The organism is Bradyrhizobium sp. F1.4.3 (genome assembly GCF_040548375.1).
Taxonomy (GTDB): domain Bacteria; phylum Pseudomonadota; class Alphaproteobacteria; order Rhizobiales; family Xanthobacteraceae; genus Bradyrhizobium.
On record NZ_JBEPRN010000001.1, the window covers coordinates 1,357,396 to 1,376,917 of the forward strand.

Sequence of the window (19,522 nt, forward strand, 5' to 3'; positions counted from 1 at the left end):
GCGTTCGCAGCGGCCAATCACGTTGGCGAAGACCAATAAACGTCTGGTTCCGGAAGTCCAGAGCGGCAGCCCGTCTCGCAGCTATGCCCCCGCCCGCGCCTTTCGGGCCACGATCTGCTGGAGCGCCCAGCGCGCGTTCTTGCGCACATCGGGGTCGGCATCGTCGGCGATGACGGCCAGGAACGCTTCGCCGTCGGGATGGGCGATCTCGCCGAGCGCGGCAGCCGCCTCTTTCCGCAAATTGGCCTGGTCGTGGTTGATGCAATTGCCGATCGGGCGCACCGCGCGCTCGATCTTCATCTTGCCGAGGCTGCGGATCGCCTTCAGCCGCACCTGCCAGAATTCGTCGGCGAGCGAGCCGACGAGCTGGTCGGCGGCGAGCGAACCGTTGACGTTCAACCCCAGTGTTTCCGCAGCCATCTCGCGGACCATCCAGTCGGCGTCCTTCAGCGCGCGCGTGATGGTCTCGGCCGCCGGCTTCATCTGCGAGAAGGCGAGCGCGCTCACGGCAGCACGACGCACATGCGCATCGGGATCGTTGATCAGCGCAGTCAGCGCGGGAATCGATTCCTCCAGCTTGAGGAAGCCGATCACGCCGATTGCCTGCACGCGCACGGCGGCATCTGAATCCTGCAGCGCTTCCAGCGCCGGTTTGAGCGTGTCCTTGCTACGCAGCTCCTTCAGCGCACGCAACGCGCCCATGCGGACGAAGGCGTGGGCGTGCTTGACCAGTGGCAGGATGATGTCAGCACAGGCGGGGTCCTTGAATTCGGCCATGCTGTCGGCCGCAGCGGCGGCCACGATCCTCTCGGGGTCGACCAATAGCTTGACCAGCGCGCTCGCAGATTCCGGCCCGTCGAACTCGCCGAGCGCCATCGCAACCTGCTGGCGCACGCCGGCGTCGGGATCGGCCACCATGTTGGCGAGATGGCCGACGGCGGCTGGATCGCCGGAATGGCCGAGCGCGATGATGGCGACGCGGCGCTCGGCGGGGTCGGCGGCCTGAAGGCGCTCGTCGGCGTCTTCGAGATCGTCGTAGGATTCGAACGGGCTCGCCATGACTACCTCAACAGATAGGGAATGTTGACGGTGACGGCGCCGGTCGGGCAATCCGCCTCGCAGGGCATACAGTACCAGCATTCGTCATAGGCCATGTAGGCCTTGCCGGTCATGTCGCTGATGCGCAGAACGTCGAGCGGGCAGACGTCGACGCACACGGTGCAGCCCTTGTCGGCGATGCATTTGGCGTCGTCGACGACCACCGGAACCGATGTCTGATAGGAAGCGAGAGGCATCGTATTTCTCCTATTGCTTGTTACGGTGGATCAGGCGGTGGCGCGGATGCGCTGCTTGTCGTAGAGGTCCTTCTCGTCGTCGGCGATCGGCACGACGTAGGGCTCGACCGCGCGCTTCTCGCTGGTCATCTTGCCGTCCTGCTTGCTGAGCAGGGTGTGGCAGAACCAGTTCTCGTTGTCCTTCTCCGGGAAATCCGTGCGCCAGTGGTAGAGGCCCCAGCGGCTTTCCTCGCGGTAGAGCGAGGCATGCACAGCCATGTCGGCGCAGTCCATGATCGACTGCACCTCGAGCGCGCGGAGCAGTTCGTGGGCGTTGCGCGCGATCATCCGTTCCTGCATGTCCTCGCGCACCTCGGCGAGGCGGCGCATGCCGAGCTCGTATTTGCGCGTGACTTTTGGCGGCTGGAGATAGTCGTTGACGAGGCGGCGGGTCTTGTACTCGACCTGGTTCGGCGGAATGCCGTCCTCGCGCTGGGTCGGCGCCATCACGCGGTCGCGCTCCATGGCGACTTCGGCGGCATCGAACTCCGCAAAGTCGTGGTTATCAGCAAATTCCATGGCGTCGATGCCGGCGACGGAGCCATTGGTGAAGGCGCCCAGCATGTAATTGTGCGGCACGCTGGCCATGTCGCCAGCGGCATAGAGGCCGGGCACGGTGGTGCGCGCATTGTCGTCGACGAACACGCCCGAGGCGCTGTGGCCGGAGCAGAAGCCGATCTCGGAGATGTGCATCTCGATCGACTCGTTGCGGTAGTCGACCCCGCGCCCCTGCTGGAACAGGCCGCGCGTCGGCCGCTCGACCTTGTGCAGGGTCGACTCGATCTCCTCGATGGTGTTCGGATGGAGATGCTTGAGCTGAAGGAACACCGGGCCCTTGCCCGACAACAGTTCGTTGTAGAATTCCAGCATCATCTGGCCGGACCAGTAGTCACACTCGATGAAGCGCGATCCCTCGTTGTTGGCGGTGAATGCACCGAAGGGACCGGCGACATAGGCGCAGGCCGGGCCGTTATAGTCCTTGATCAGCGGGTTGATTTGGTAGCATTCGAGGTTCGCGAGCGCGGCGCCGGCGTGATAGGCCATCGCGTAGCCGTCACCGGAATTGGCGGCATTCTCGTAGGTGCCGAACATGTAGCCGGAGGTCGGCAGACCGAGCCGGCCGGCGGCGCCCATGCACAGGATCACGGCCTTCGCCTTGATCACCAGGATCTCCGCGGTGCGGGTGTTGACGCTGATCGCACCGGCGATGCGGCCGTCGCTGGATTTCAGCAGCCGCGTCGCCATGTAGCGGTTGGAAATCAGGATGCGGGCGCGGCGGAGCTGACGGTACAGCGCCTTCTTCACTGTCTCGCCGTTCGGCATCGGCAGAACGTAGGTGCCGATATGGTGCACCTTCTTGACGGCATAGTCGCCGTTTTCGTTCTTCAGGAAGCGGATGCCGAAACTGTCGAGCTCTTCGATAATCTTGTAGCAGTTCTGGGCGTATTTATAGACCGCCTTCTGGTCGACGATGCCGTCATTGGCGATGGTGATTTCCTTGGTGTACTGCTCCGGCGTCGCGTAGCCGGGGATGACGGCGTTGTTCAGCCCGTCCATGCCCATCGAGATCGCGCCGGAGCGCTTGACGTTGGCTTTTTCGAGCAGGACGACGTTGGCCTTCGGGTTCTTCAGCTTCGCCTTGAGCGCCGCCATCGGGCCGGCGGTGCCGCCGCCGATCACCAGCACATCGCAGGAAACCTCCGAAAGTCCGTCGACGATCTGATCTAGTGCCATCGCTTGCTCCTGGTTCGCCGGCAGCTCCGGCGCCTTTGCATCAGATTTGTTCAGGGGGCTTTTCGGCGATAGCAATTAGTTGTCGCCGGAGAGCGATTTGTCCTCAGCGCTCGACGAAAGCCTTCTCGATCACGAAATGGCCGGGCTGGCTGTGATTGCCCTCGACAAAGCCGCGCGCGGAAAACATCGCGGGGAGCTCCTCGAGCATTGCCGGACTGCCGCACAGCATGATGCGATCCGTCTCGATATCGAGGCCCGACTGCCCGATATCGTCGAACATCTGGTTGGAAGCGATCAGGTCGGTGATGCGGCCGCGGTTTTTGAACGGCTCGCGGGTCACGGTCGGGTAGTAGACGAGCTTGTCGCGGATCAAGGGTCCGAAGAATTCGTGATTGCGCAGACCATCGACCAAGTGCTCGCCATAAGCGAGCTCGGAGATTTGGCGGCAGCCATGAGCCAGCACGATGGTCTCGTAATTCTCGTAGACGTCGGGGTCCTTGATCAGGCTGGCGAACGGCGCGAGCCCCGTGCCGGTCGAAAGCAGCAGAAGCCGTTTGCCCGGAATGAGATTGCCGGTGATCAGCGTGCCCGTCGCCTTGCGGCCGACCAGGATGATGTCACCCTCCCTGATCTTCTGGAGGCGCGAGGTCAGCGGGCCCTCCTGAACCTTGATCGAGAAGAACTCGAGCTCTTCCTCGTGATTGGCGCTCGCCATGCTGTAGGCGCGCAGCAGCGGACGGCCGTCGACCTCGAGGCCAATCATCGCGAACTGGCCGTTCTGGAAGCGGAAGCCGGTATCGCGCGTGGCGCGGAAGCTGAACAGGGACTCGGTCCAGTGCCTGACCGACAAGACCGTTTCCTTCTGAAATGCGCTCATCCGTCGTCTCTCCTTGCTTCGCGGTTGGATGCAAGGTTGAGGACGGACGGGATTCCGGCAATGTCGAACTGAAATTTCCGGTCGATTAGTTTCACATTTCGCGAGCGATGATTGAAGAGCAGGCAGCGACCGCCCTCGCTGCGCGCCTGCTCTGGCAATTAGTTGCTATTCTCGCCGGCCTGCGCCGACGTAAAGAGGAGTCGGAGGTTCGTCATGACCATGATCGCATCGGTGGCGCCGACAGTGACCGACTATGAAGCCAGCGCCGATCTCGCGACGCTCGTGGTGCGCACCACGCGCGACGATGAGGTCAGGCTCGCCGCCGAGCAGCTCCGCCTCTCCTGCAAATGCGCCCACTGCACCCGCGCCCGCTTCGACGGCCGCTTCCCCGAGCGCTTTCCCGGCATCGCCATCACCGAGATCGGCGATCTCGGTTACGGGCTGAACATCTCGTTTTCGGATGGACATGATCGGGGGATTTATCCGAAGCCATATTTGCTGAGTTTGGCGCGGCGGTAACCGCTCCCTCAATGTCGTCTCGGCGAAAGCCAGGCTTGTCATTCCGGGGTGCCTGAAGGGCGAGCCCGGAATCCATAACCCTCGCTCGTGGTTATGGATTCCGGGCCTGCGCGCTTTGCGCGCATCCCGGAATGACGCAGCGCGTTGACGTCACCCCATCTGGCACGGACATTGCTCCTCTTTAGAACGGTTTGAACGTTCCGGAGGCAGATGATGTTGCAGGCGGCCAATGTGGTTCGCGGGACGGTTCCCGCAACGGTCCGGCCTGTTGGCAGCTCCTCGCTGCTGCTCACCGAAAACCAGCAATGGATCGGCGGACCGCCGCCGCTGATGGACAAGCTGACGCCGCGCGAGCGGGAGCTGGTGCTGAAGCAGGGCCGCCGCAAGGTGCTCAACCGCGGCCAGACCCTGTTCAGCCAGGGCGGCAAGCATGACGGCATCTGGCTGATCGAAAGCGGCCGTATCCGCGTGTTCTATACCTCTCCGCTTGGGCGCGAGATTACGCTCGCCTACTGGCACGTCGGCAATTTCGTCGGCGGGCCCGAAGTGTTCGAAGGCACCGTGCATCAATGGTCCGGCGTCGCATCCAGCAATTGCAGCGTGGTGCACCTGCCCGGAAAGGAGCTGCGGTCGCTTGCCGTGGAGATTCCGAACCTGGCCATCGGCCTGATCGAAGGCCTGACCTTCAAGGGCAAATGCTATTCGGCGCTGGCCCAGATGCTGGGAACGCGCTCGATCACGCAGCGCCTCGCGCATCTTTTGCTGCATCTCGTCGATCTCTATGGCGTCGAGGATGCCGACGGCCGGGTGATCGCGGCCGCCTTCACCCATGCCGACATCGCCCACATGGTCGGCGCCACAAGGCAATGGGTCACGATCAGCCTGAAGCGCATGCAGGAGAAGGGAATCGTGTTGACGAAGCGCTCGCAAATCGTGGTCTGCCGGCCCGACGTGCTGGAAGAGATGCGCGGACAAGGCAGCGACTAGGGTCGATGCACAGACAAGCGGCTTTATAGTGCAGGACTGCCCAAGGAGTATGCAATCAGTTTTTCCCGGCAACTAATCGACTGCGGCGATCATTCCGGATTTGCCCTGTCCGCGCCCTCACCCAATCATGGCGACCACAGCACATCCAACCGAATGAGGATGAGAATGGTCCGCCATCTTCCCACGCTCTCGATCGCGATGTCGGTGACGTCGCTGGCGCTGATCCTCGCGCAGCCGGCCTCGGCGGAAACCGTCACGCTCGGCATCGGAACGCAGGACACCACGACCAACACGGTGACCGCCGGCGTCGTCATCCGCCAGTTGCATCTCCTCGAAAAATACCTGCCGAAGGACGGCAAATACGCCAACATCAAGTTCGAGCTGGAGTGGCAGAATTTCACCTCCGGTCCACCCGTCACCAATGCGATGATGGCGAACAAGCTCCAGATCGGCATGATGGGCGACTATCCGCTGATCGTGAACGGCTTCACTTTCGACAGCAACCCTGAAAGCAAGAGCCGCCTGATCGGCATCGCCGCCTACAGCCTGTCCGGCTCCGGCAACGGCATCGTCGTCCACAAGGATTCGCCCTACTACGATCTCGCCGATCTCAAGGGCAAGCTCGTCAGCGTTCCCTTCGGCTCGGCCGCGCACGGCATGGTGCTGAAGGCGATGCAGGACCGCGGCTATGCGTCCGACTTCTTCCAGCTCGTCAGCCAGAGTCCGGAAGTTGGCTCGACCAATCTCCAGGAGAAGAAGATCGACGCACACGCCGACTTCGTCCCCTTCGCCGAGCTGTTGCCGTTCCGCGGTTTTGCGCGAAAGATCTTTGACGGCGTCGAGACCAATCTGCCGACCTTCCACGGCATCGTCGTCCGCACCGATTTTGCAGAAAAATATCCCGAGGTCGTCGTCGCCTACATGAAGGCGCTGATCGCCGCCAACCAATGGCTGCGCGACAATCCCAAGCTCGCCGCGGAAAAGATCCAGGAATGGACCGGCATCAACAAGGAAGTCGTCTACATCTTCCTGGGGCCGAGCGGCAACATGACCACCGACCCCACGGTCAAGCCGGCACTGATCGATGCGGCCGCGACCGACGTCAAGGTGCTTCAGAACCTCGGCCGCATGAAGGAGTTCGATCCGAAGACATGGGTCGACGACAGCTACATCCGCAAGGCCTACGCCGAGATGAAGCTCGACTACGACGCGCAGCTCGGCAGCACCAAGAACTATGAAATCTCCGGCGCAGATACGTTCTGCAAGAAGCCGATCACCGATCCGCGCAAGGCCGGCGAGGTCTGGGTCGACGAGGCCGGCATCCTGCCGTTTGCGTCCGCCGCCTGCACGTTAGGGGCCTACGCCGATTTCAAGGCCAAGGGCAAGAAGATCAACGTCGCCTACGTCTTCGACACCACCCGCGGCATCAAGCTGTTCGCCGACCAGGCCTTCTTCGCGGTCGGCAATGGCGATGTCGCGCCGTTCTTGCTGAAGAAGGACGCCGAAGCCTATGCCACCAAGATCAGCGGCAAGGTGCTCGGCTTCGATGACGCGGTGAAGGCGGCGGTCAGCGGAGGCAAGACGTGAGCAGCCCCGCCCTCCTCAGACATTCCGAGGACAGCATGCCAATGGCCGTTGCCACCACGGAAGCGGAGCCCGCGTCGACCGCCGCGCCGCCCGCAAAACCCACAGCATTCGGTACACTGGCGCTGCGCTGGTACCGGCTCAACCGGGACGGGCTGCGGGCGATCGCGATCGGCATCATCTCGCTCGCCGCCTTCCTGCTGGTCTGGCACCTGCTCACGACCTATCGCGTCGTGTTCTTCGTGCGCTTCACCAACGTGCCGTCGCCGCTCGCGGTCTATGCCAGCTTCACCAAGGCGATGCACGATCCCAAATTCCTGATGCACATCGCGCTGAGCTGCCGACGCATCTTCATCGGCTTCTCGCTCGCGGCCATCGTCGCCGTGCCGCTCGGGCTGGTCATGGGCCGCTTCAAGCTGATCCATGAGATCGTCTTCCCGGTCGCGGAGGTGCTGCGGCCGATCCCCGCGATCGCCTGGGTCCCGATGGCGATCATGCTGTGGCCGACCAACGAGCAGAGCATCATCTTCATCACCTTCCTCGGCTCGTTCTTCCCGATCCTAGTCAACACGCTGCACGGCATGTCGCTGGTCGATCCCGTGTTGGTGCGCGCCGCGCAATGTCTCGGCGCGCGCGAACGCTCGATCTTCCGCGAGGTGTATTTTCCGGCCTCGCTGCCGCACATCTTCACCGGCCTCACGGTCGGCATGGGCGTGGCCTGGGTGTCGCTGATCGCCGCCGAGATGATCTCCGGCCAATACGGCATCGGCTATTTCACCTGGGAGGCCTATTCGCTGGTCCAGTATGCCGACATCGCGCTCGGCATGATCGCGATCGGCGTGCTCGGCCTGGGGTCGAGCCTGCTGATCCGGGGTGCCGGCCAATTGGTGATGCCGTGGAGGTCAAGATGAGCGAGATCGTTGCCAAGCCCCCGCAGGGCCACATCGAGGTCAGGAATTTCTCGCTCAGCTATGACAGCATCGAGGGGCCGGTTCAGGCCGTCACCGACACGCAGATCCATGTCAAACCCGGCGAGTTCGTCTCGATCGTCGGCCCCTCCGGCTGCGGAAAGTCGACGCTGCTCAATGCAGTCGCGGGCTTCCTGAAGCCTACCACAGGCGTCGTCACCGTCGACGGCGAGCGGGTCAACGGTCCCAGCGCCGAGCGCGGCATGGTGTTCCAGCAATATTCGCTCTTCCCCTGGAAGACGGTGCGCGAGAATGTCGAGTTCGGCCTGAAGATGCGCGGCATGGCGCGTTCGCAGCGCGAGCGCGCCGCGCGCACGCTGCTAGGGCTCGCGGGCCTCGAGGCGTTCGAAAAACATTATCCGGATAAGCTTTCGGGCGGCATGAAGCAGCGCGTCGGCATCGTCCGTGCGCTCGCGACGGGACCAAAGGTGCTGCTGCTGGACGAACCCTTCGGCGCGCTCGACGCGCAGACCCGCGTCATCATGCAGCAGATCCTCACCAACATGTGGCAGCGGCTGAAGATATCGGTGCTGTTCGTCACCCACGACATTGATGAAGCGATCTTTCTCTCCGACCGCGTCTACTGCATGACCGCGCGCCCCGGCTCGATCAAGGCGGAGATTCCGATCCCGCTGGAGCGGCCGCGGCAGCAAGCGATGATGATGTCGTCGGAGTTTCTGGCGCTGCGCCGCGGACTGATGTCTCTGATCCGCGAGGAAAGCCTGAAGGCGATGGGCGGGGAGATCAACGACATGGGCATGCAGGGGCTCAACATCGAGCTGAACGGGCATTCGCTCGCGGATGTGATTTGATTTTCACCTCGCCCCGCTTGCGGAAAAGTCAGTTTCGTAGGGTGGGCAAAGCGGAGCGTGCCCACCATTATCTCGACTTTTGGAAGATGGTGGGTACGGCGCTTACGCGCCTTTGCCCACCCTACGGCAGCTTCGATTTACGTCTTCACCGGCGGACACTCGCCGGCCGCGAGCGTCGCGTCCCTCACTTGAACCAGTGCACCAGCGCGATGCTGATGCCGAGCAGCAGCATCAGCGACAGCGTCACCGCCGCCGTCACCCTGCCGCCGACATTGGCGAGCACGCGCACGTCGACGCCCAGGCCCAGCGCTGCCATCGACACCACGGTGAGAAAGCTGGTGATCTTCGTCACCGGTCCCACCACCGTAGCCGGCACGATCTCGAGCGAACGCAACGTTGCGAGCACGAGGAAGCCGAGGATGAACCAGGGGACCAAGCGGAAGAAGCCGACATTGGTTTTCTTGGCGCCGGTCTGCCAGCGCGAGGCGACCAGCGAGAGGCCGACGACGACCGGCCCCAGCATCAACACGCGCATCAGCTTCACGAGCGTGCCAATTTGCGTGGAGATGAGTCCAGCGGGCACTGTCGCCGCCAGTACCTGCGGCACCGCGTAGACGGTCAGGCCGGCTAGGATGCCGTATTGCGTGGCTGTCAGTTGCAGGAGCGGAATCAGCAGCGGCAGGCCCAGCACCATCATCACGCCGAGGATCGCCGTGAACGAGATCGAGGATGCGATCTCGTCGCTGCTGGCGCCAATGATCGGCGCCACGGCCGCGATCGCGGAATTGCCGCAAATCGAATTGCCGCAGGCGATCAGGATCGACAGGCGGGTTGACAGCCTCAGCAAACGGCTAAGACCGAAAGAGACGCTGAGCGCGATGACGACCACGGCGGCGATCGACGCCAAAAGCGCGATGCCCGAGGCCGCAATCGCGGCAAAGCTGATCGAGGCGCCCAGCAGCATGACTGCGACTTCGAGGAGCTGCTTGGCGCTGAAGGCGATGCCAGCCTGCCAGCGCGGCGCCGGCTTCCAGAAGCTGCGCACGGCCATGCCGAGCAGAATCGCCATCACCAGCGCCTCGACATAGGGATGCTCGAACACGCCCAGTTCGGCCCGTTCGAGCAGGGCCGAAACACCGGCCACGACGATGCAGAGGAGAATGCCGGGAATCAGCGCGACGATGCGGCTAGCGGCGGTGGTCGGCTTGGCGTCGGCCGGGCTCGATGCTTGATTCTGCGACACAAATCTCTCCCAGAGGAGAACGATTTATACGCAGGGTCGCCCCGCTGGGGAATAAGTTTTCGACATATCAGGGCCGAGCGAAGTTCTGTCCTCAGTCCCGGAATAATTGACCTTAGAAAATCAGGCCAGCCTTAGAAGAACAGGTTTTTGGCGAGCGAGGCCACGTGGCTGAAGCCGTCGTAGACACCGGGCTCGAAGAAGGCCGCCCGCGCAAAGACGATCGCCGCGACCAGCGACCAGAACAGACCGGTACCGGCCCGCAGCAGAAGCTTTGACGCGCGCGACTGCGGCTGGGTGTCCGTCGCGGACACCAGCTGCTCGCCGAAGGGCTCAAATCGGTTGCGTTCCATGGCAGTCAATCCATCAATTTCTGACGGAAATGTCGTTGTTTCGGCCCAAAACAGCAATGGAAGCGATTGGCATTTTTGCCCCCGGGAAGGGAAACTCCTTCCGCCGGGCACCCTCGGGGCAATAGTTTTCTTCTTTTGGCCGGTTCGGCGGTTGGGCGCCCGGCTAAAGCGCCAGATAGCGGCGGCGGATCGCGTCGTTGGCCTTCAACTCATCGATCCCTGCGGCATAGACGATCTGGCCCTTGTCGATCACCGTGGCATGGCTCGCCAGGCCCAAGCAGAAATGCATGTTCTGCTCGGCGATCAGCACGGTCGAGCCGATGCCGCGGAGTTGCCGCAGCAGCTCGCCGATCCGCTGCACGATGATCGGCGCGAGGCCCTCGCTGGGTTCGTCGAGCAGCAGAAGCGCCGGATTGCCCATCAGCGTGCGCGCGATCGCGAGCATCTGCTGCTCGCCGCCCGAGAGGCGTCCGGCGATGCGATGGCGCAGCGGCTCCAGCAGCGGGAAGACGTCGTAGATGCGCTTGATCGGCCATTCGTCCTGGCCGTCTGGCCCTTTCTTGCGACCGATGACGAGATTGTCCTCGACCGTGTGCTCCGGAAAGATCTGGCGATCCTCCGGCACGAAGCCCAGACCGGCGCGCGCGATGTGGTGCGGCTTCAACCCCGAGATCACAGCACCGCGCAGGCTGACCCTGCCCCGCCGCGGCGGCGCGAGACCCATGATTGCCTTCATGGTGGTCGACTTGCCGGCGCCGTTGCGCCCGAGCAGCGCCATGGTCTCGCCCTGGCGCACGGAGAGGCCGACGCCGAACAGGATCTGGCTGGTGCCGTAATAGACGTCGAGATCGGCGACTTCGATGATGGCTATACTCATGCGGCGGCTCCCGCATGTTCGGTGCCGAGATAGGCCTCGATCACCGCGCTGTTGCTCCGGATCTCGTCGGGCGTGCCGGTCGCGAGGATGCGGCCGTAGCAAAGCACGACGATCTTTGGCGCGATCTTGAATACGATGTCCATGTCGTGTTCGATGAAGACGACGGTGATCTTCTGGGTGTCCCAGAGCTCGCGCACCTTGTCGATCATGCGCCAGCGCTCCTCCGGGCCCATGCCCGCGGTCGGCTCGTCCAGCAGCAGCACTTTTGGTTCGAGCACCAGCGCCAGCGCGATATCGAGCAGCTTCTGGTCGCCATGCGATAATGTCGAAGCGGTGCGATGGCGCTTACTGGCCAGGCCCAACAGCTCCATCACATGCTCTGCGCGGTCGCGCGTCTCCGGCAGCGGGAAACGCTTGTGCAGCACCGCGGAGGTGCGCTGGTCGGCGCTGACGGCGGCGAGCATGGTCTCCTGCACCGTGAGCGATTTGAAGATGCTGGCGACCTGGAAGGCGCGACCGATGCCGTGGCGGACGATCTCCGGCGGCGAGCGGCCGGCGAGATCGACGCCGTCGAGCAGCACCTGGCCGGAATCCGGCTTCAGCGCGCCGGTGATCAAATTGAAGAAAGTGCTCTTGCCCGCGCCGTTCGGGCCGATCACCGCGGTGAGAGAGCCGTCGGGGAAGTCGAGCGTGACGTCGTTGGTCGCTTTCACGCCGCCAAAAGATTTTGCGAGGTTGCGGATCTCGAGCATCGCTAGCGCCCCTCGCCCGCCTCGCGCCGGTGCGCGAACCATTCGGCGACGAAATCCAGCAATCCTTTGCGCAGGCCGAGCGCGAAGAACAGGATGACGACCCCGAGCACGATGCCGTGGTACTCGGTGAACCGCGTGACGGTGTCGTTGAGCAGCAGCAGCAGCACGGTGCCGACCATCGGCCCCAGGAAGGTCGAGACGCCACCGAGCATGTTGATGAAGATGCCCTCGCCCGAGATCGTCCAATAGGCGAATTCCGGATAAGCGCCGGAGACGAACAGCGCCATCACCATGCCGCCCATCGAGGCGAACAGCGCCGCCAGAACGAAGACGGTGAGCTTGGCGCGCCAGACGTCGATGCCGAGAAAGCTCGCGCGGGCGGCGTTGTCGCGGATCATCCGCAAGGTGTAGCCGAACGGCGATTGCGCGATCTGGCGCATTGCCAGCAGGCCAAGGATGAGGAGCGCGCAGCACGTGACATAGAGATGGACGTGGTTCGAAAGATCAACGCCAAGGAAAACGGGCCGCGGAATGCCGCCGCGCAAGCCCTGGTCGCCGCCGGTGAAGGAGGCCCAGGACAGGATGGTCGAATGGATCAGCATCTGGAAGGCGAGTGTGACGAAGGCGAAATAGATCTCCTTCAATCGTACGCAGATCGCGCCGATGATGGCCGCGATCATCGCGGTGATCGCCAGTGTCGCGACGAAGGCGACCGGGATCGGCACGGCAAGCTTCTGCATGATCAGGCCAAAACTGTAGGCGCCGAGGCCGAAAAACATGCCGTGGCCGAACGAGGTCAGGCCGGTGTAGCCGACCAGAAGATTGAGCGAGGTCGCGAACAGCCCATAGGCCGAGCAGCGGATGACAAAGTCGAGCAGCGCCTTGCTGCCGGTGAACATTGGCAGGCTCGCGAGCACCGCGAAGGCAATCAGCGCAATCAGGACATCGCGGTAGCGTTGCAGCACGGCGCCATTGCGCATCGGCACCAGCCTCTCGGCGCGCCCGGCCTCCAGCTCGGTCATGCCGCCTCCTTGCCGAACAGGCCGGTGGGCTTGGAGACCAGCACGATCACCATGAAGAGATACATCAGGCCCTCCGTGAACAGGGGAAAGCCGAGCGAGCCGAAGGAGCGAATCAGGCCGAGCAGCAGCGCGCCGATCAGCGCGCCCAGGATCGAGCCCATGCCGCCGATCACGGTGACGATGAAGGATTCGATCAGCACCGAAAATCCCATCCCCGGCGTCAGCGAGCGCACCGGCGCTGCGAGCGCGCCGGCGAGGCCTGCGAGCATACCGCCAAGCGCGAACACGCCGCCATAGATCAGGCCAGTGTTGATGCCGAGCGCCGAAACCATGCCGGGATTATGCGCGGCCGCGCGGATCACCTTGCCGATGCGCGTGCGCGACAGGCCGATGCCGAGCACGATGGCGGCGACGAGCGCCACGCCGATCAAGAGCAGGTAATAAGGCGGCACCACGCCGCCGGCGATGAACAGCGGCATCACCTGGAACGCCGCGGGCATTCCCATCGACTTGAATTCCGCCCCCCAGATCAGCCGCACCACGTCGTCGAAAATCAGCACGAAGGCGTAGCAGACCAGGAGCTGCATCAGCACGTCCGCGCCATAGACCCGGCTCATGAAGACGCGCTCGAAGATCAAACCGAGAATGGCCGTGCCAGCCGCACCTGCGAGCATTGCAAGCGCGAAGCTGCCCGTGAGCTGATAGGCCGTCATCGCGAAATAGGCGCCGAACATATAGAAGGCGCCGTGGCTGAAATTCACGATCTTGAGCACGCCGAAGATCAGCGTCAGCCCGACCGCGACCAGGAACAACAGCATGCCGATGATGAGCCCGCTGGTGGTCTGCGTCACCAGGCAGGAGGAACTGGAAAGGCAGCCGGCGAGCGCATCGAGATCCACGGGAGCTCTTTCATTGTGGCGCGCCGGTCCCGGCGCGAAAAGCGAAACAAGGCGGAGGCGGTGATCCGTCTCCGCCTTGCGCGATCAGGTGTAGCCCTTGCTCTTCTTCCACTCGGCTTCGAGCTCGAAGATGGTCTTCCAGTCGCCGGCCTTGACCTCGGGAACATAGGGCTCCTGCGGGATCGTGGTGCCCCAGCCGATGGCGTAGCCGACCAGCGTGTGGTCGTCGGCGCGCATGGTCACGGTGCCGTCGGCGCCGAACGGGCACTTGATGGTGAGGCCGGCCAGCACCTCCGCGATCTTCTTGCCGTCGGTGGAATTGGCCTTCTTCGCGGCCTCAGCCAGGAACATCACGGCAGTCGCATTTTGCCACGACCAATTGGTCGGATACTCGTTGTACTTCGCCTTGTAGGCATCGCCCCAGGCGGCATTCTCCGGCGTCGCCGGGAAGGTCTTGATGTAGCGGTTGCCGGAGTGGATGCCCTTCGGCAGGTTCTTCACCACGGTGAGCGCGGTGTAGTCGGCCATGTTGACCGCAAACACCTCCATCTGGCCGAACATCGCGTAGATATTGGCCTGGTCGATGTACGAGGTGAGATCGCCGCCCCACAAGCAGGAGTATAGCGCCTGCGGCTTCGCCTGCAAAATCTTCGTCACCACCTCGGTGTAGTCAGGCTGGAACAGTTTTGGCCAGGACTCGCTGATGATCTCGACGTCGGGCGCGAAGCGCTTCAGGTACAGCGTAAACTCGCCGGTGGTGTCGCGGCCATAGGCATAGTCGGGCGAACAGGTCGCCCACTTCTTCAGGCCCTTGGTCTTGGCGATCGCAGCCGCATAGCTGCCGCCGACGATGGAATCGTGAATGCCCTGGCGCACGCAGCGGAACGCGTTCGGGATGTGTTGCTTGGGATCGGCGGTAAGCGAGGACGCTTCCGAGCAAGTGTGGACGCAGAGCACCCCGAGATCGCGCGCCACTTCATGCACCGCGAACGATCCGGACGACGCCTCGCCGTCGATCAGCCATTCGCAGCCGTCGGTGTTGACGAGCTCGCGCGCGACGCGGGCGGCCTCCTGTGGCTGGCCCTTGGAGTCGCGGATCACCATCTCGATGGGCCGACCGGCAAGGCCGCCGGCGGCGTTGACCTTCTCGACCTCGAGCATCACCGCATTGCGCGACGACGTGCCGAGCTGCGCGACGCGACCCGACAAAATCGTCGGCATGCCGATCTTGATGGTCTTGGCTTGGGCGCGCGCCACCCAAGGCGCGGCGACAGTCATCGCACCGGCGCCCATCAGCGCCAGCGTTGAACGGCGGCTGATGCCCGGCGTGCGGGTTCTCTTCATTTTCCCCTCCCTCTGTCGGGTCGGCGTTTCCTGATCCCTCGGAGATCGTCTCGTCTCCGTGTTCCCAACAATTTCAGAGGCAGGGGGGTGACGTCAAGCCAAAGATGAATTACGACTCATAATTCATCAAGGGAGGAAACGAGGCCGACAACCGGCCCAAAACCCGCAAAATGATCAATCTTTCAAGCTTCATCGCCTTTCATGCCCGGCGAACGCCGGAGCGGCCCGCGCTGAAATATCGCGGCGAGGAGATCTCCTACGCCGTCTTCGACACGCGCATCCGGAAGGTCGCCGGCTGGCTCGCCGCGCGCGGCATTGGCGCCGGCGACGTTGTCGCGGTGCTGATGAAGAACAGCGCGACGTTCCTGGAGCTGGTGTTCGCCACCAGCCATCTCGGAGCGGTGTTCCTGCCAATCAACTTCCGTCTCTCCCGCGACGAGGTCGGCTACATCACCGGCAACGCCGGCGCGCGCCTCCTGATCGTCGACGAGGAGCTGGCTGGGAATGCGGCGGGAGCAACCATCGTCGTGCTCGACGAAGCCACACAGCAAAGTGTCACGCACCTCGCGGGCGACGCGCCACCGGCGCCGATGCACGTGCGCCAGCCATCCGACCTGATGCGGCTGATGTACACCTCGGGCACGACCGATCGCCCCAAGGGCGTGATGCTCTCCTACGACAATTTTTATTGGAAGTCGGCCGACCAGACCATTGCGCTCTCCCTGAGCGCCGATACGCGGCTACTTGTCGTCGGCCCGCTCTACCACGTCGGCGCACTCGACCTGCCCGGCATCGCCGTACTCTGGCATGGCGGCTTCATCCACATCGAACGCAATTTCGAGCCGGAGAACGCGCTTGCGGCGATCGCAGAGGACAGACTCAACGCCGCCTGGTTCGCACCGGTCATGACCACCGCGATGCTCACCTGCCCCACCCGCGACCGCTACGACGTCTCCAGCCTTAAATGGGCGATCGGCGGCGGCGAGAAGACACCGGAGCTGCGCATCCGCGCCTTCTCCGAATATTTTCGCAATGCGCGCTACATCGACGCCTATGGCCTCACCGAGACCGTGGGTGGCGACACCTTCATGGACGCCGGCCGCGAGATCGAGAAGATCGGCTCGACCGGCCGCGCCATTGCCCATGTCGAGATCGAAATCCGCGACGAGGACGGCAAAACGCTGCCGCCAAACATCGACGGTGAAATCTGCCTGCGCGGTCCGAAAATCACGCGCGGCTACTGGAAGGATCCGGAGAAGACGGCCGCGGCCTTCTTTGACGACTGGTTCCGCAGCGGCGACGTCGGCTATCTCGACGACGACGGCTTTCTGTACCTCACCGACCGCAAGAAGGACATGGTCATCTCGGGCGGCGAGAACATCGCCTCCTCCGAGGTCGAGCGCGTCATCTACGAGCTCTCGGAGGTGCGCGAAGTCGCGGTGATCGGCCTGCGCGATCCGCGCTGGGGCGAGCGGCCGGTCGCTATCGTCGTGCTGGCCGAGGGCGCAACACTCGAACTTTCTGCCCTCACCGATCACTGCCGCGCGCGCCTGGCGAGCTTCAAGGTTCCAAAAGAGCTCGTCATCCGCGACAGCCTGCCACGCAATCCCAGTGGAAAGATCCTCAAGCGCGTGCTGCGCGCCGAGCTGGAGACTTTTGAATGACGCAAGCGGACGCAAAGGTGACGAAGCTCAATCGCGTCGAGCGCAACGCCTGGACCAAGCAGAAGATCTTTGAGGCCGCGACGAAAGTCGTCGGCAAGCACGGCTATGCCGAAGCCTCCGTTGCCCGCATCACCGAGGAAGCCGGCGTCGCGCAAGGCACCTTCTACAATCATTTCGGGAATCGCCAGGAGCTGCTCGACCAGCTGCTGCCCAAGATCGGCCTCGACATGGTCGAGTTCATCCGCGCCCGCACCGGCACGGCGGATGCGGCGTGGCAGGAGATCGAGCGCTTCTCCGCCTTCTTCGACTTCATCCGCGAGGTGCCGGAATTCCTGCGCATCCTCAACGAGGCCGAGTTCTTCGCGCCGATCGGCTACCAGAAGCATCTCGACAACATCTCGGTCGCCTATGTGCGCATCCTGCGCCGTGCACGTCTTGCCGGCGCGATCGAGGATTTCAGCGACGAGGAGTTCGAGGCCATCGTCCACATGCTGATGGGCTCGCGCGGCTATCTCAGCCGGCGCTACTCCTATTCGGCGGGCGGCGTCACCGCCGTGCCCGACCACGTCATCTCCGCTTATCGCAAGCTGATGACGCGCGGCCTGTTCAGTTCATCCGGAGATCAGGAAACGCCATGAACATCGAATCTCCACGCAAGCCGCTCGACCTCGCCTCGGCCATCGCCGAAGGCGACATCCGCTGCCTGCTGATGGTGCTGGTGCACATGACCGGCGACGCGCGCTGGCTCGAGCCACCCTATCTGCCCCAACGCGACATCCGCCTCATCCCCGATCCCGAGGCCGGGGTGCCCAAGGAGGTCCAGGACGAAATCCGTGCCGCGGTCGTCAACCTCTTCGCCAGTGGCACGCCAAAACCTGTCATCACCGATCCCGGCGAGGAGCTGCTCCTAACGATGATGCGCGCCTGCCTCGGCGAAAACGTGGCGCCGGAATATGCGCCGCTCATGCGCGAAGAGATGGCTTTTGTGGCGCGCGAGCCGCACTGGGCCAATCGTCCTTCCGACGCGAAGCTCGCGGACCAGCACGTGCTGATCGTCGGCGCCGGCGTCTGCGCCATCGCGCTCGGCGTGGCGCTCGGTCATCTCGGCATCCCCTACACCATCGTGGAAAAGAACGACGAGCTCGGCGGCACCTGGTGGATCAACCGCTATCCCGGCTGCGGCGTCGACACGCCGAACCACTCCTATTCCTATTCCTTCGGCTCGCGCAACGCGTGGACGCGCTATTTCTGCCAGCGCGAGGAACTGCTCGGATATCTCCAGAAGGTCGCCGAGGAATATGGCATCCGCAAGCATCTGCGCGTCAACACCGAGCTGACCTCGTCGCGCTGGGACGAAAGCAAGCGGCGCTGGATATCCACGCTCAAGACGAAGAACGGCGAAGAGACGTTTGAATCCACCGCGCTGGTCTCGGCCATCGGTCAGCTCAACGATCCCTCCCGCGCGTACTTCAAGGGCGAAGAAGACTTCAAGGGAACGATCCTGCATTCGGCGCTGTGGTCGGGCGACATCAACCTCGAAGGCAAGCATGTCGCCGTGATCGGCACCGGCGCGACATCGATGCAGCTCGTGCCAGCGATCGCCGGCCGCGTCGCCTCCGTCACCGTCTATCAGCGCAGCGCGCAATGGGCGCGGCCGGTGAAGGGCTATGCCGATCCGATCAGCGAGGGCGCGCGCTGGCTGCTCGCGCATCTGCCGTTCTATGTGCAGTGGTATCGCTTCAACATGTTCTGGCGCTATGGCGACGGCCTGCTGCCGTTCCTGCGCAAGGACCCGGCCTGGCCGCATCCGGAGCGCGCCGTCAACAAGGGCAACGACCGGCACCGCCAGGAGCTGACCGATTTCATCCTCACCGAGCTGAAGGATCGTCCCGACCTGATTTCGAAATGCGTGCCGACCTATCCGCCCTATGGCAAGCGCATCCTGCTCGACAACAACTGGTTCAAGACGTTGACCAGGGACAATGTCGAGCTCGTCACCGATGCGATCGACCATTTTGACCGCGACGGCATCGTCACCGCTGACGGCGAGCACCGCCCCGCCGACATCATCGTGGTGGCGACCGGCTTCAAGGTCACCGAGATGGCGGCGCGCCTCAACATCAGCGGCCGCGACGGCAAGAACCTGCGCGATGCGTGGGGTCACGACAACCCGACCGCATTCCTCGGCCTCACCGTGCCTGACTTTCCCAATTTCTTCTGCATGCTCGGCCCGAACTCAGGACCCGCACACGGCGGCAGCGTCATCTTCCAGTCGGAATGCCAAAGCCGCTATATCTCGGGCTGTCTCGTCGACATGATCGAGCACGACATCGCCGCGATCGACGTCCGACCGGACGTGCTCGATGATTACGTCCGCAAGGTCGACGCCGAGCACGAAACCATGATCTGGACCCATCCGGGCATGACGACCTACTACCGCAACGCGAGCGGCCGCGTGTTCTCGGCGATGCCGTGGCGGTTCGTCGACTACTGGCGCATGACGCATGACCCGGATCTGGGGCAGTACAAGCTGACGAAGGTACAAGCTTAAGGAAG

General features: G+C 63.4%; 19 protein-coding genes. 8 read left to right on the top strand and 11 right to left on the bottom strand.

Features of this window, described 5'->3' with window-relative positions:
* Nucleotides 1–81: 81 nt before the first annotated feature.
* From ABIB73_RS06590 to ABIB73_RS06605, 4 genes are all read right to left on the bottom strand, one after another.
* Nucleotides 82–1,059, bottom strand: coding sequence for a HEAT repeat domain-containing protein (locus ABIB73_RS06590; RefSeq protein ID WP_354222241.1), 978 nt, complete (start codon nucleotides 1,057–1,059; stop codon nucleotides 82–84).
* A 2-nt stretch (nucleotides 1,060–1,061) separates the two neighbouring features.
* Nucleotides 1,062–1,295: a 4Fe-4S dicluster domain-containing protein gene (locus tag ABIB73_RS06595; protein WP_008141081.1), complete on the bottom strand. Its 234-nt coding sequence runs from the start codon at nucleotides 1,293–1,295 to the stop codon at nucleotides 1,062–1,064.
* A 30-nt stretch (nucleotides 1,296–1,325) separates the two neighbouring features.
* Nucleotides 1,326–3,068, bottom strand: a complete 1,743-nt coding sequence (locus tag ABIB73_RS06600; protein WP_354222242.1) for a fumarate reductase/succinate dehydrogenase flavoprotein subunit — start codon at nucleotides 3,066–3,068, stop codon at nucleotides 1,326–1,328.
* A 103-nt stretch (nucleotides 3,069–3,171) separates the two neighbouring features.
* A complete protein-coding gene (locus tag ABIB73_RS06605) occupies nucleotides 3,172–3,945 on the bottom strand; it encodes a ferredoxin--NADP reductase (RefSeq protein WP_354222243.1) in 774 nt (257 codons plus the stop codon).
* Between the two features lie 213 nt (nucleotides 3,946–4,158).
* Between ABIB73_RS06605 and ABIB73_RS06610 the strand changes: the two genes are divergently transcribed.
* From ABIB73_RS06610 to ABIB73_RS06630, 5 genes are all read left to right on the top strand, one after another.
* A complete protein-coding gene (locus ABIB73_RS06610; protein ID WP_354222244.1) occupies nucleotides 4,159–4,464 on the top strand; it encodes a gamma-butyrobetaine hydroxylase-like domain-containing protein in 306 nt (101 codons plus the stop codon).
* Between the two features lie 210 nt (nucleotides 4,465–4,674).
* Nucleotides 4,675–5,451: a Crp/Fnr family transcriptional regulator gene (locus tag ABIB73_RS06615; RefSeq protein ID WP_354222245.1), complete on the top strand. Its 777-nt coding sequence runs from the start codon at nucleotides 4,675–4,677 to the stop codon at nucleotides 5,449–5,451.
* A 165-nt stretch (nucleotides 5,452–5,616) separates the two neighbouring features.
* The gene (locus ABIB73_RS06620) at nucleotides 5,617–7,038 is read left to right on the top strand and encodes an ABC transporter substrate-binding protein (protein WP_354222246.1); all 1,422 of its coding nucleotides are present in this window, start codon (nucleotides 5,617–5,619) and stop codon (nucleotides 7,036–7,038) included.
* A complete protein-coding gene (locus ABIB73_RS06625; RefSeq protein WP_502918392.1) occupies nucleotides 7,035–7,946 on the top strand; it encodes an ABC transporter permease in 912 nt (303 codons plus the stop codon). Before ABIB73_RS06620 ends, ABIB73_RS06625 begins: the two co-directional genes overlap by 4 nt.
* Nucleotides 7,943–8,815: an ABC transporter ATP-binding protein gene (locus tag ABIB73_RS06630; RefSeq protein WP_354222248.1), complete on the top strand. Its 873-nt coding sequence runs from the start codon at nucleotides 7,943–7,945 to the stop codon at nucleotides 8,813–8,815. Before ABIB73_RS06625 ends, ABIB73_RS06630 begins: the two co-directional genes overlap by 4 nt.
* A gap of 184 nt (nucleotides 8,816–8,999) precedes the next feature.
* Here the strand turns inward: ABIB73_RS06630 and ABIB73_RS06635 are convergent, their stop codons facing one another.
* The 7 genes from ABIB73_RS06635 to ABIB73_RS06665 form a co-directional block, all read right to left on the bottom strand.
* Complete coding sequence (locus ABIB73_RS06635; RefSeq protein WP_354222249.1) at nucleotides 9,000–10,058, bottom strand: YeiH family protein; 1,059 nt, start codon at nucleotides 10,056–10,058, stop codon at nucleotides 9,000–9,002.
* 131 nt (nucleotides 10,059–10,189) lie between these two features.
* Complete coding sequence (locus ABIB73_RS06640; RefSeq protein ID WP_354222250.1) at nucleotides 10,190–10,408, bottom strand: hypothetical protein; 219 nt, start codon at nucleotides 10,406–10,408, stop codon at nucleotides 10,190–10,192.
* Nucleotides 10,409–10,571: 163 nt separating this feature from the next.
* Nucleotides 10,572–11,285 carry an ABC transporter ATP-binding protein gene (locus ABIB73_RS06645; RefSeq protein ID WP_354222251.1) on the bottom strand — a complete coding sequence of 238 codons (714 nt, stop codon included), beginning with the start codon at nucleotides 11,283–11,285 and terminating at the stop codon, nucleotides 10,572–10,574.
* Nucleotides 11,282–12,037, bottom strand: coding sequence for an ABC transporter ATP-binding protein (locus ABIB73_RS06650; protein WP_354222252.1), 756 nt, complete (start codon nucleotides 12,035–12,037; stop codon nucleotides 11,282–11,284). The genes ABIB73_RS06645 and ABIB73_RS06650 overlap by 4 nt, the downstream gene beginning before the upstream one ends.
* Nucleotides 12,038–12,039: 2 nt before the next feature.
* Nucleotides 12,040–13,059 carry a branched-chain amino acid ABC transporter permease gene (locus ABIB73_RS06655; protein ID WP_354222253.1) on the bottom strand — a complete coding sequence of 340 codons (1,020 nt, stop codon included), beginning with the start codon at nucleotides 13,057–13,059 and terminating at the stop codon, nucleotides 12,040–12,042.
* Nucleotides 13,056–13,958, bottom strand: coding sequence for a branched-chain amino acid ABC transporter permease (locus tag ABIB73_RS06660; protein ID WP_354222254.1), 903 nt, complete (start codon nucleotides 13,956–13,958; stop codon nucleotides 13,056–13,058). The genes ABIB73_RS06655 and ABIB73_RS06660 overlap by 4 nt, the downstream gene beginning before the upstream one ends.
* An 84-nt stretch (nucleotides 13,959–14,042) precedes the next feature.
* Nucleotides 14,043–15,302: an ABC transporter substrate-binding protein gene (locus ABIB73_RS06665; RefSeq protein ID WP_354222255.1), complete on the bottom strand. Its 1,260-nt coding sequence runs from the start codon at nucleotides 15,300–15,302 to the stop codon at nucleotides 14,043–14,045.
* Nucleotides 15,303–15,472: 170 nt separating this feature from the next.
* Between ABIB73_RS06665 and ABIB73_RS06670 the strand changes: the two genes are divergently transcribed.
* From ABIB73_RS06670 to ABIB73_RS06680, 3 genes are read left to right on the top strand one after another with little or no spacing between them, the layout of a single operon-like run.
* Nucleotides 15,473–16,966 (top strand): AMP-binding protein, encoded by a 1,494-nt coding sequence (locus tag ABIB73_RS06670; protein ID WP_354222256.1) that lies wholly within the window; start codon nucleotides 15,473–15,475, stop codon nucleotides 16,964–16,966.
* Nucleotides 16,963–17,604 carry a TetR/AcrR family transcriptional regulator gene (locus tag ABIB73_RS06675; protein WP_354222257.1) on the top strand — a complete coding sequence of 214 codons (642 nt, stop codon included), beginning with the start codon at nucleotides 16,963–16,965 and terminating at the stop codon, nucleotides 17,602–17,604. The genes ABIB73_RS06670 and ABIB73_RS06675 overlap by 4 nt, the downstream gene beginning before the upstream one ends.
* Nucleotides 17,601–19,517 (top strand): NAD(P)/FAD-dependent oxidoreductase, encoded by a 1,917-nt coding sequence (locus tag ABIB73_RS06680; RefSeq protein ID WP_354222258.1) that lies wholly within the window; start codon nucleotides 17,601–17,603, stop codon nucleotides 19,515–19,517. Before ABIB73_RS06675 ends, ABIB73_RS06680 begins: the two co-directional genes overlap by 4 nt.
* Nucleotides 19,518–19,522: the final 5 nt, after the last annotated feature.

What these genes read in the sequence shown, in the direction of transcription:
- ABIB73_RS06590 (WP_354222241.1), bottom strand. Translation starts at nt 1,059, where the DNA reads ATGGCGAGCCCGTTCGAATCCTACGACGATCTCGAAGACGCCGACGAG.
- ABIB73_RS06665 (WP_354222255.1), bottom strand. Translation starts at nt 15,302, where the DNA reads ATGAAGAGAACCCGCACGCCGGGCATCAGCCGCCGTTCAACGCTGGCG.
- ABIB73_RS06600 (WP_354222242.1), bottom strand. Translation starts at nt 3,068, where the DNA reads ATGGCACTAGATCAGATCGTCGACGGACTTTCGGAGGTTTCCTGCGAT.
- ABIB73_RS06615 (WP_354222245.1), top strand. Translation starts at nt 4,675, where the DNA reads ATGATGTTGCAGGCGGCCAATGTGGTTCGCGGGACGGTTCCCGCAACG.
- ABIB73_RS06605 (WP_354222243.1), bottom strand. Translation starts at nt 3,945, where the DNA reads ATGAGCGCATTTCAGAAGGAAACGGTCTTGTCGGTCAGGCACTGGACC.
- ABIB73_RS06655 (WP_354222253.1), bottom strand. Translation starts at nt 13,059, where the DNA reads ATGACCGAGCTGGAGGCCGGGCGCGCCGAGAGGCTGGTGCCGATGCGC.
- ABIB73_RS06630 (WP_354222248.1), top strand. Translation starts at nt 7,943, where the DNA reads ATGAGCGAGATCGTTGCCAAGCCCCCGCAGGGCCACATCGAGGTCAGG.
- ABIB73_RS06620 (WP_354222246.1), top strand. Translation starts at nt 5,617, where the DNA reads ATGGTCCGCCATCTTCCCACGCTCTCGATCGCGATGTCGGTGACGTCG.
- ABIB73_RS06610 (WP_354222244.1), top strand. Translation starts at nt 4,159, where the DNA reads ATGACCATGATCGCATCGGTGGCGCCGACAGTGACCGACTATGAAGCC.
- ABIB73_RS06670 (WP_354222256.1), top strand. Translation starts at nt 15,473, where the DNA reads ATGATCAATCTTTCAAGCTTCATCGCCTTTCATGCCCGGCGAACGCCG.
- ABIB73_RS06595 (WP_008141081.1), bottom strand. Translation starts at nt 1,295, where the DNA reads ATGCCTCTCGCTTCCTATCAGACATCGGTTCCGGTGGTCGTCGACGAC.
- ABIB73_RS06675 (WP_354222257.1), top strand. Translation starts at nt 16,963, where the DNA reads ATGACGCAAGCGGACGCAAAGGTGACGAAGCTCAATCGCGTCGAGCGC.
- ABIB73_RS06680 (WP_354222258.1), top strand. Translation starts at nt 17,601, where the DNA reads ATGAACATCGAATCTCCACGCAAGCCGCTCGACCTCGCCTCGGCCATC.
- ABIB73_RS06650 (WP_354222252.1), bottom strand. Translation starts at nt 12,037, where the DNA reads ATGCTCGAGATCCGCAACCTCGCAAAATCTTTTGGCGGCGTGAAAGCG.
- ABIB73_RS06645 (WP_354222251.1), bottom strand. Translation starts at nt 11,285, where the DNA reads ATGAGTATAGCCATCATCGAAGTCGCCGATCTCGACGTCTATTACGGC.
- ABIB73_RS06640 (WP_354222250.1), bottom strand. Translation starts at nt 10,408, where the DNA reads ATGGAACGCAACCGATTTGAGCCCTTCGGCGAGCAGCTGGTGTCCGCG.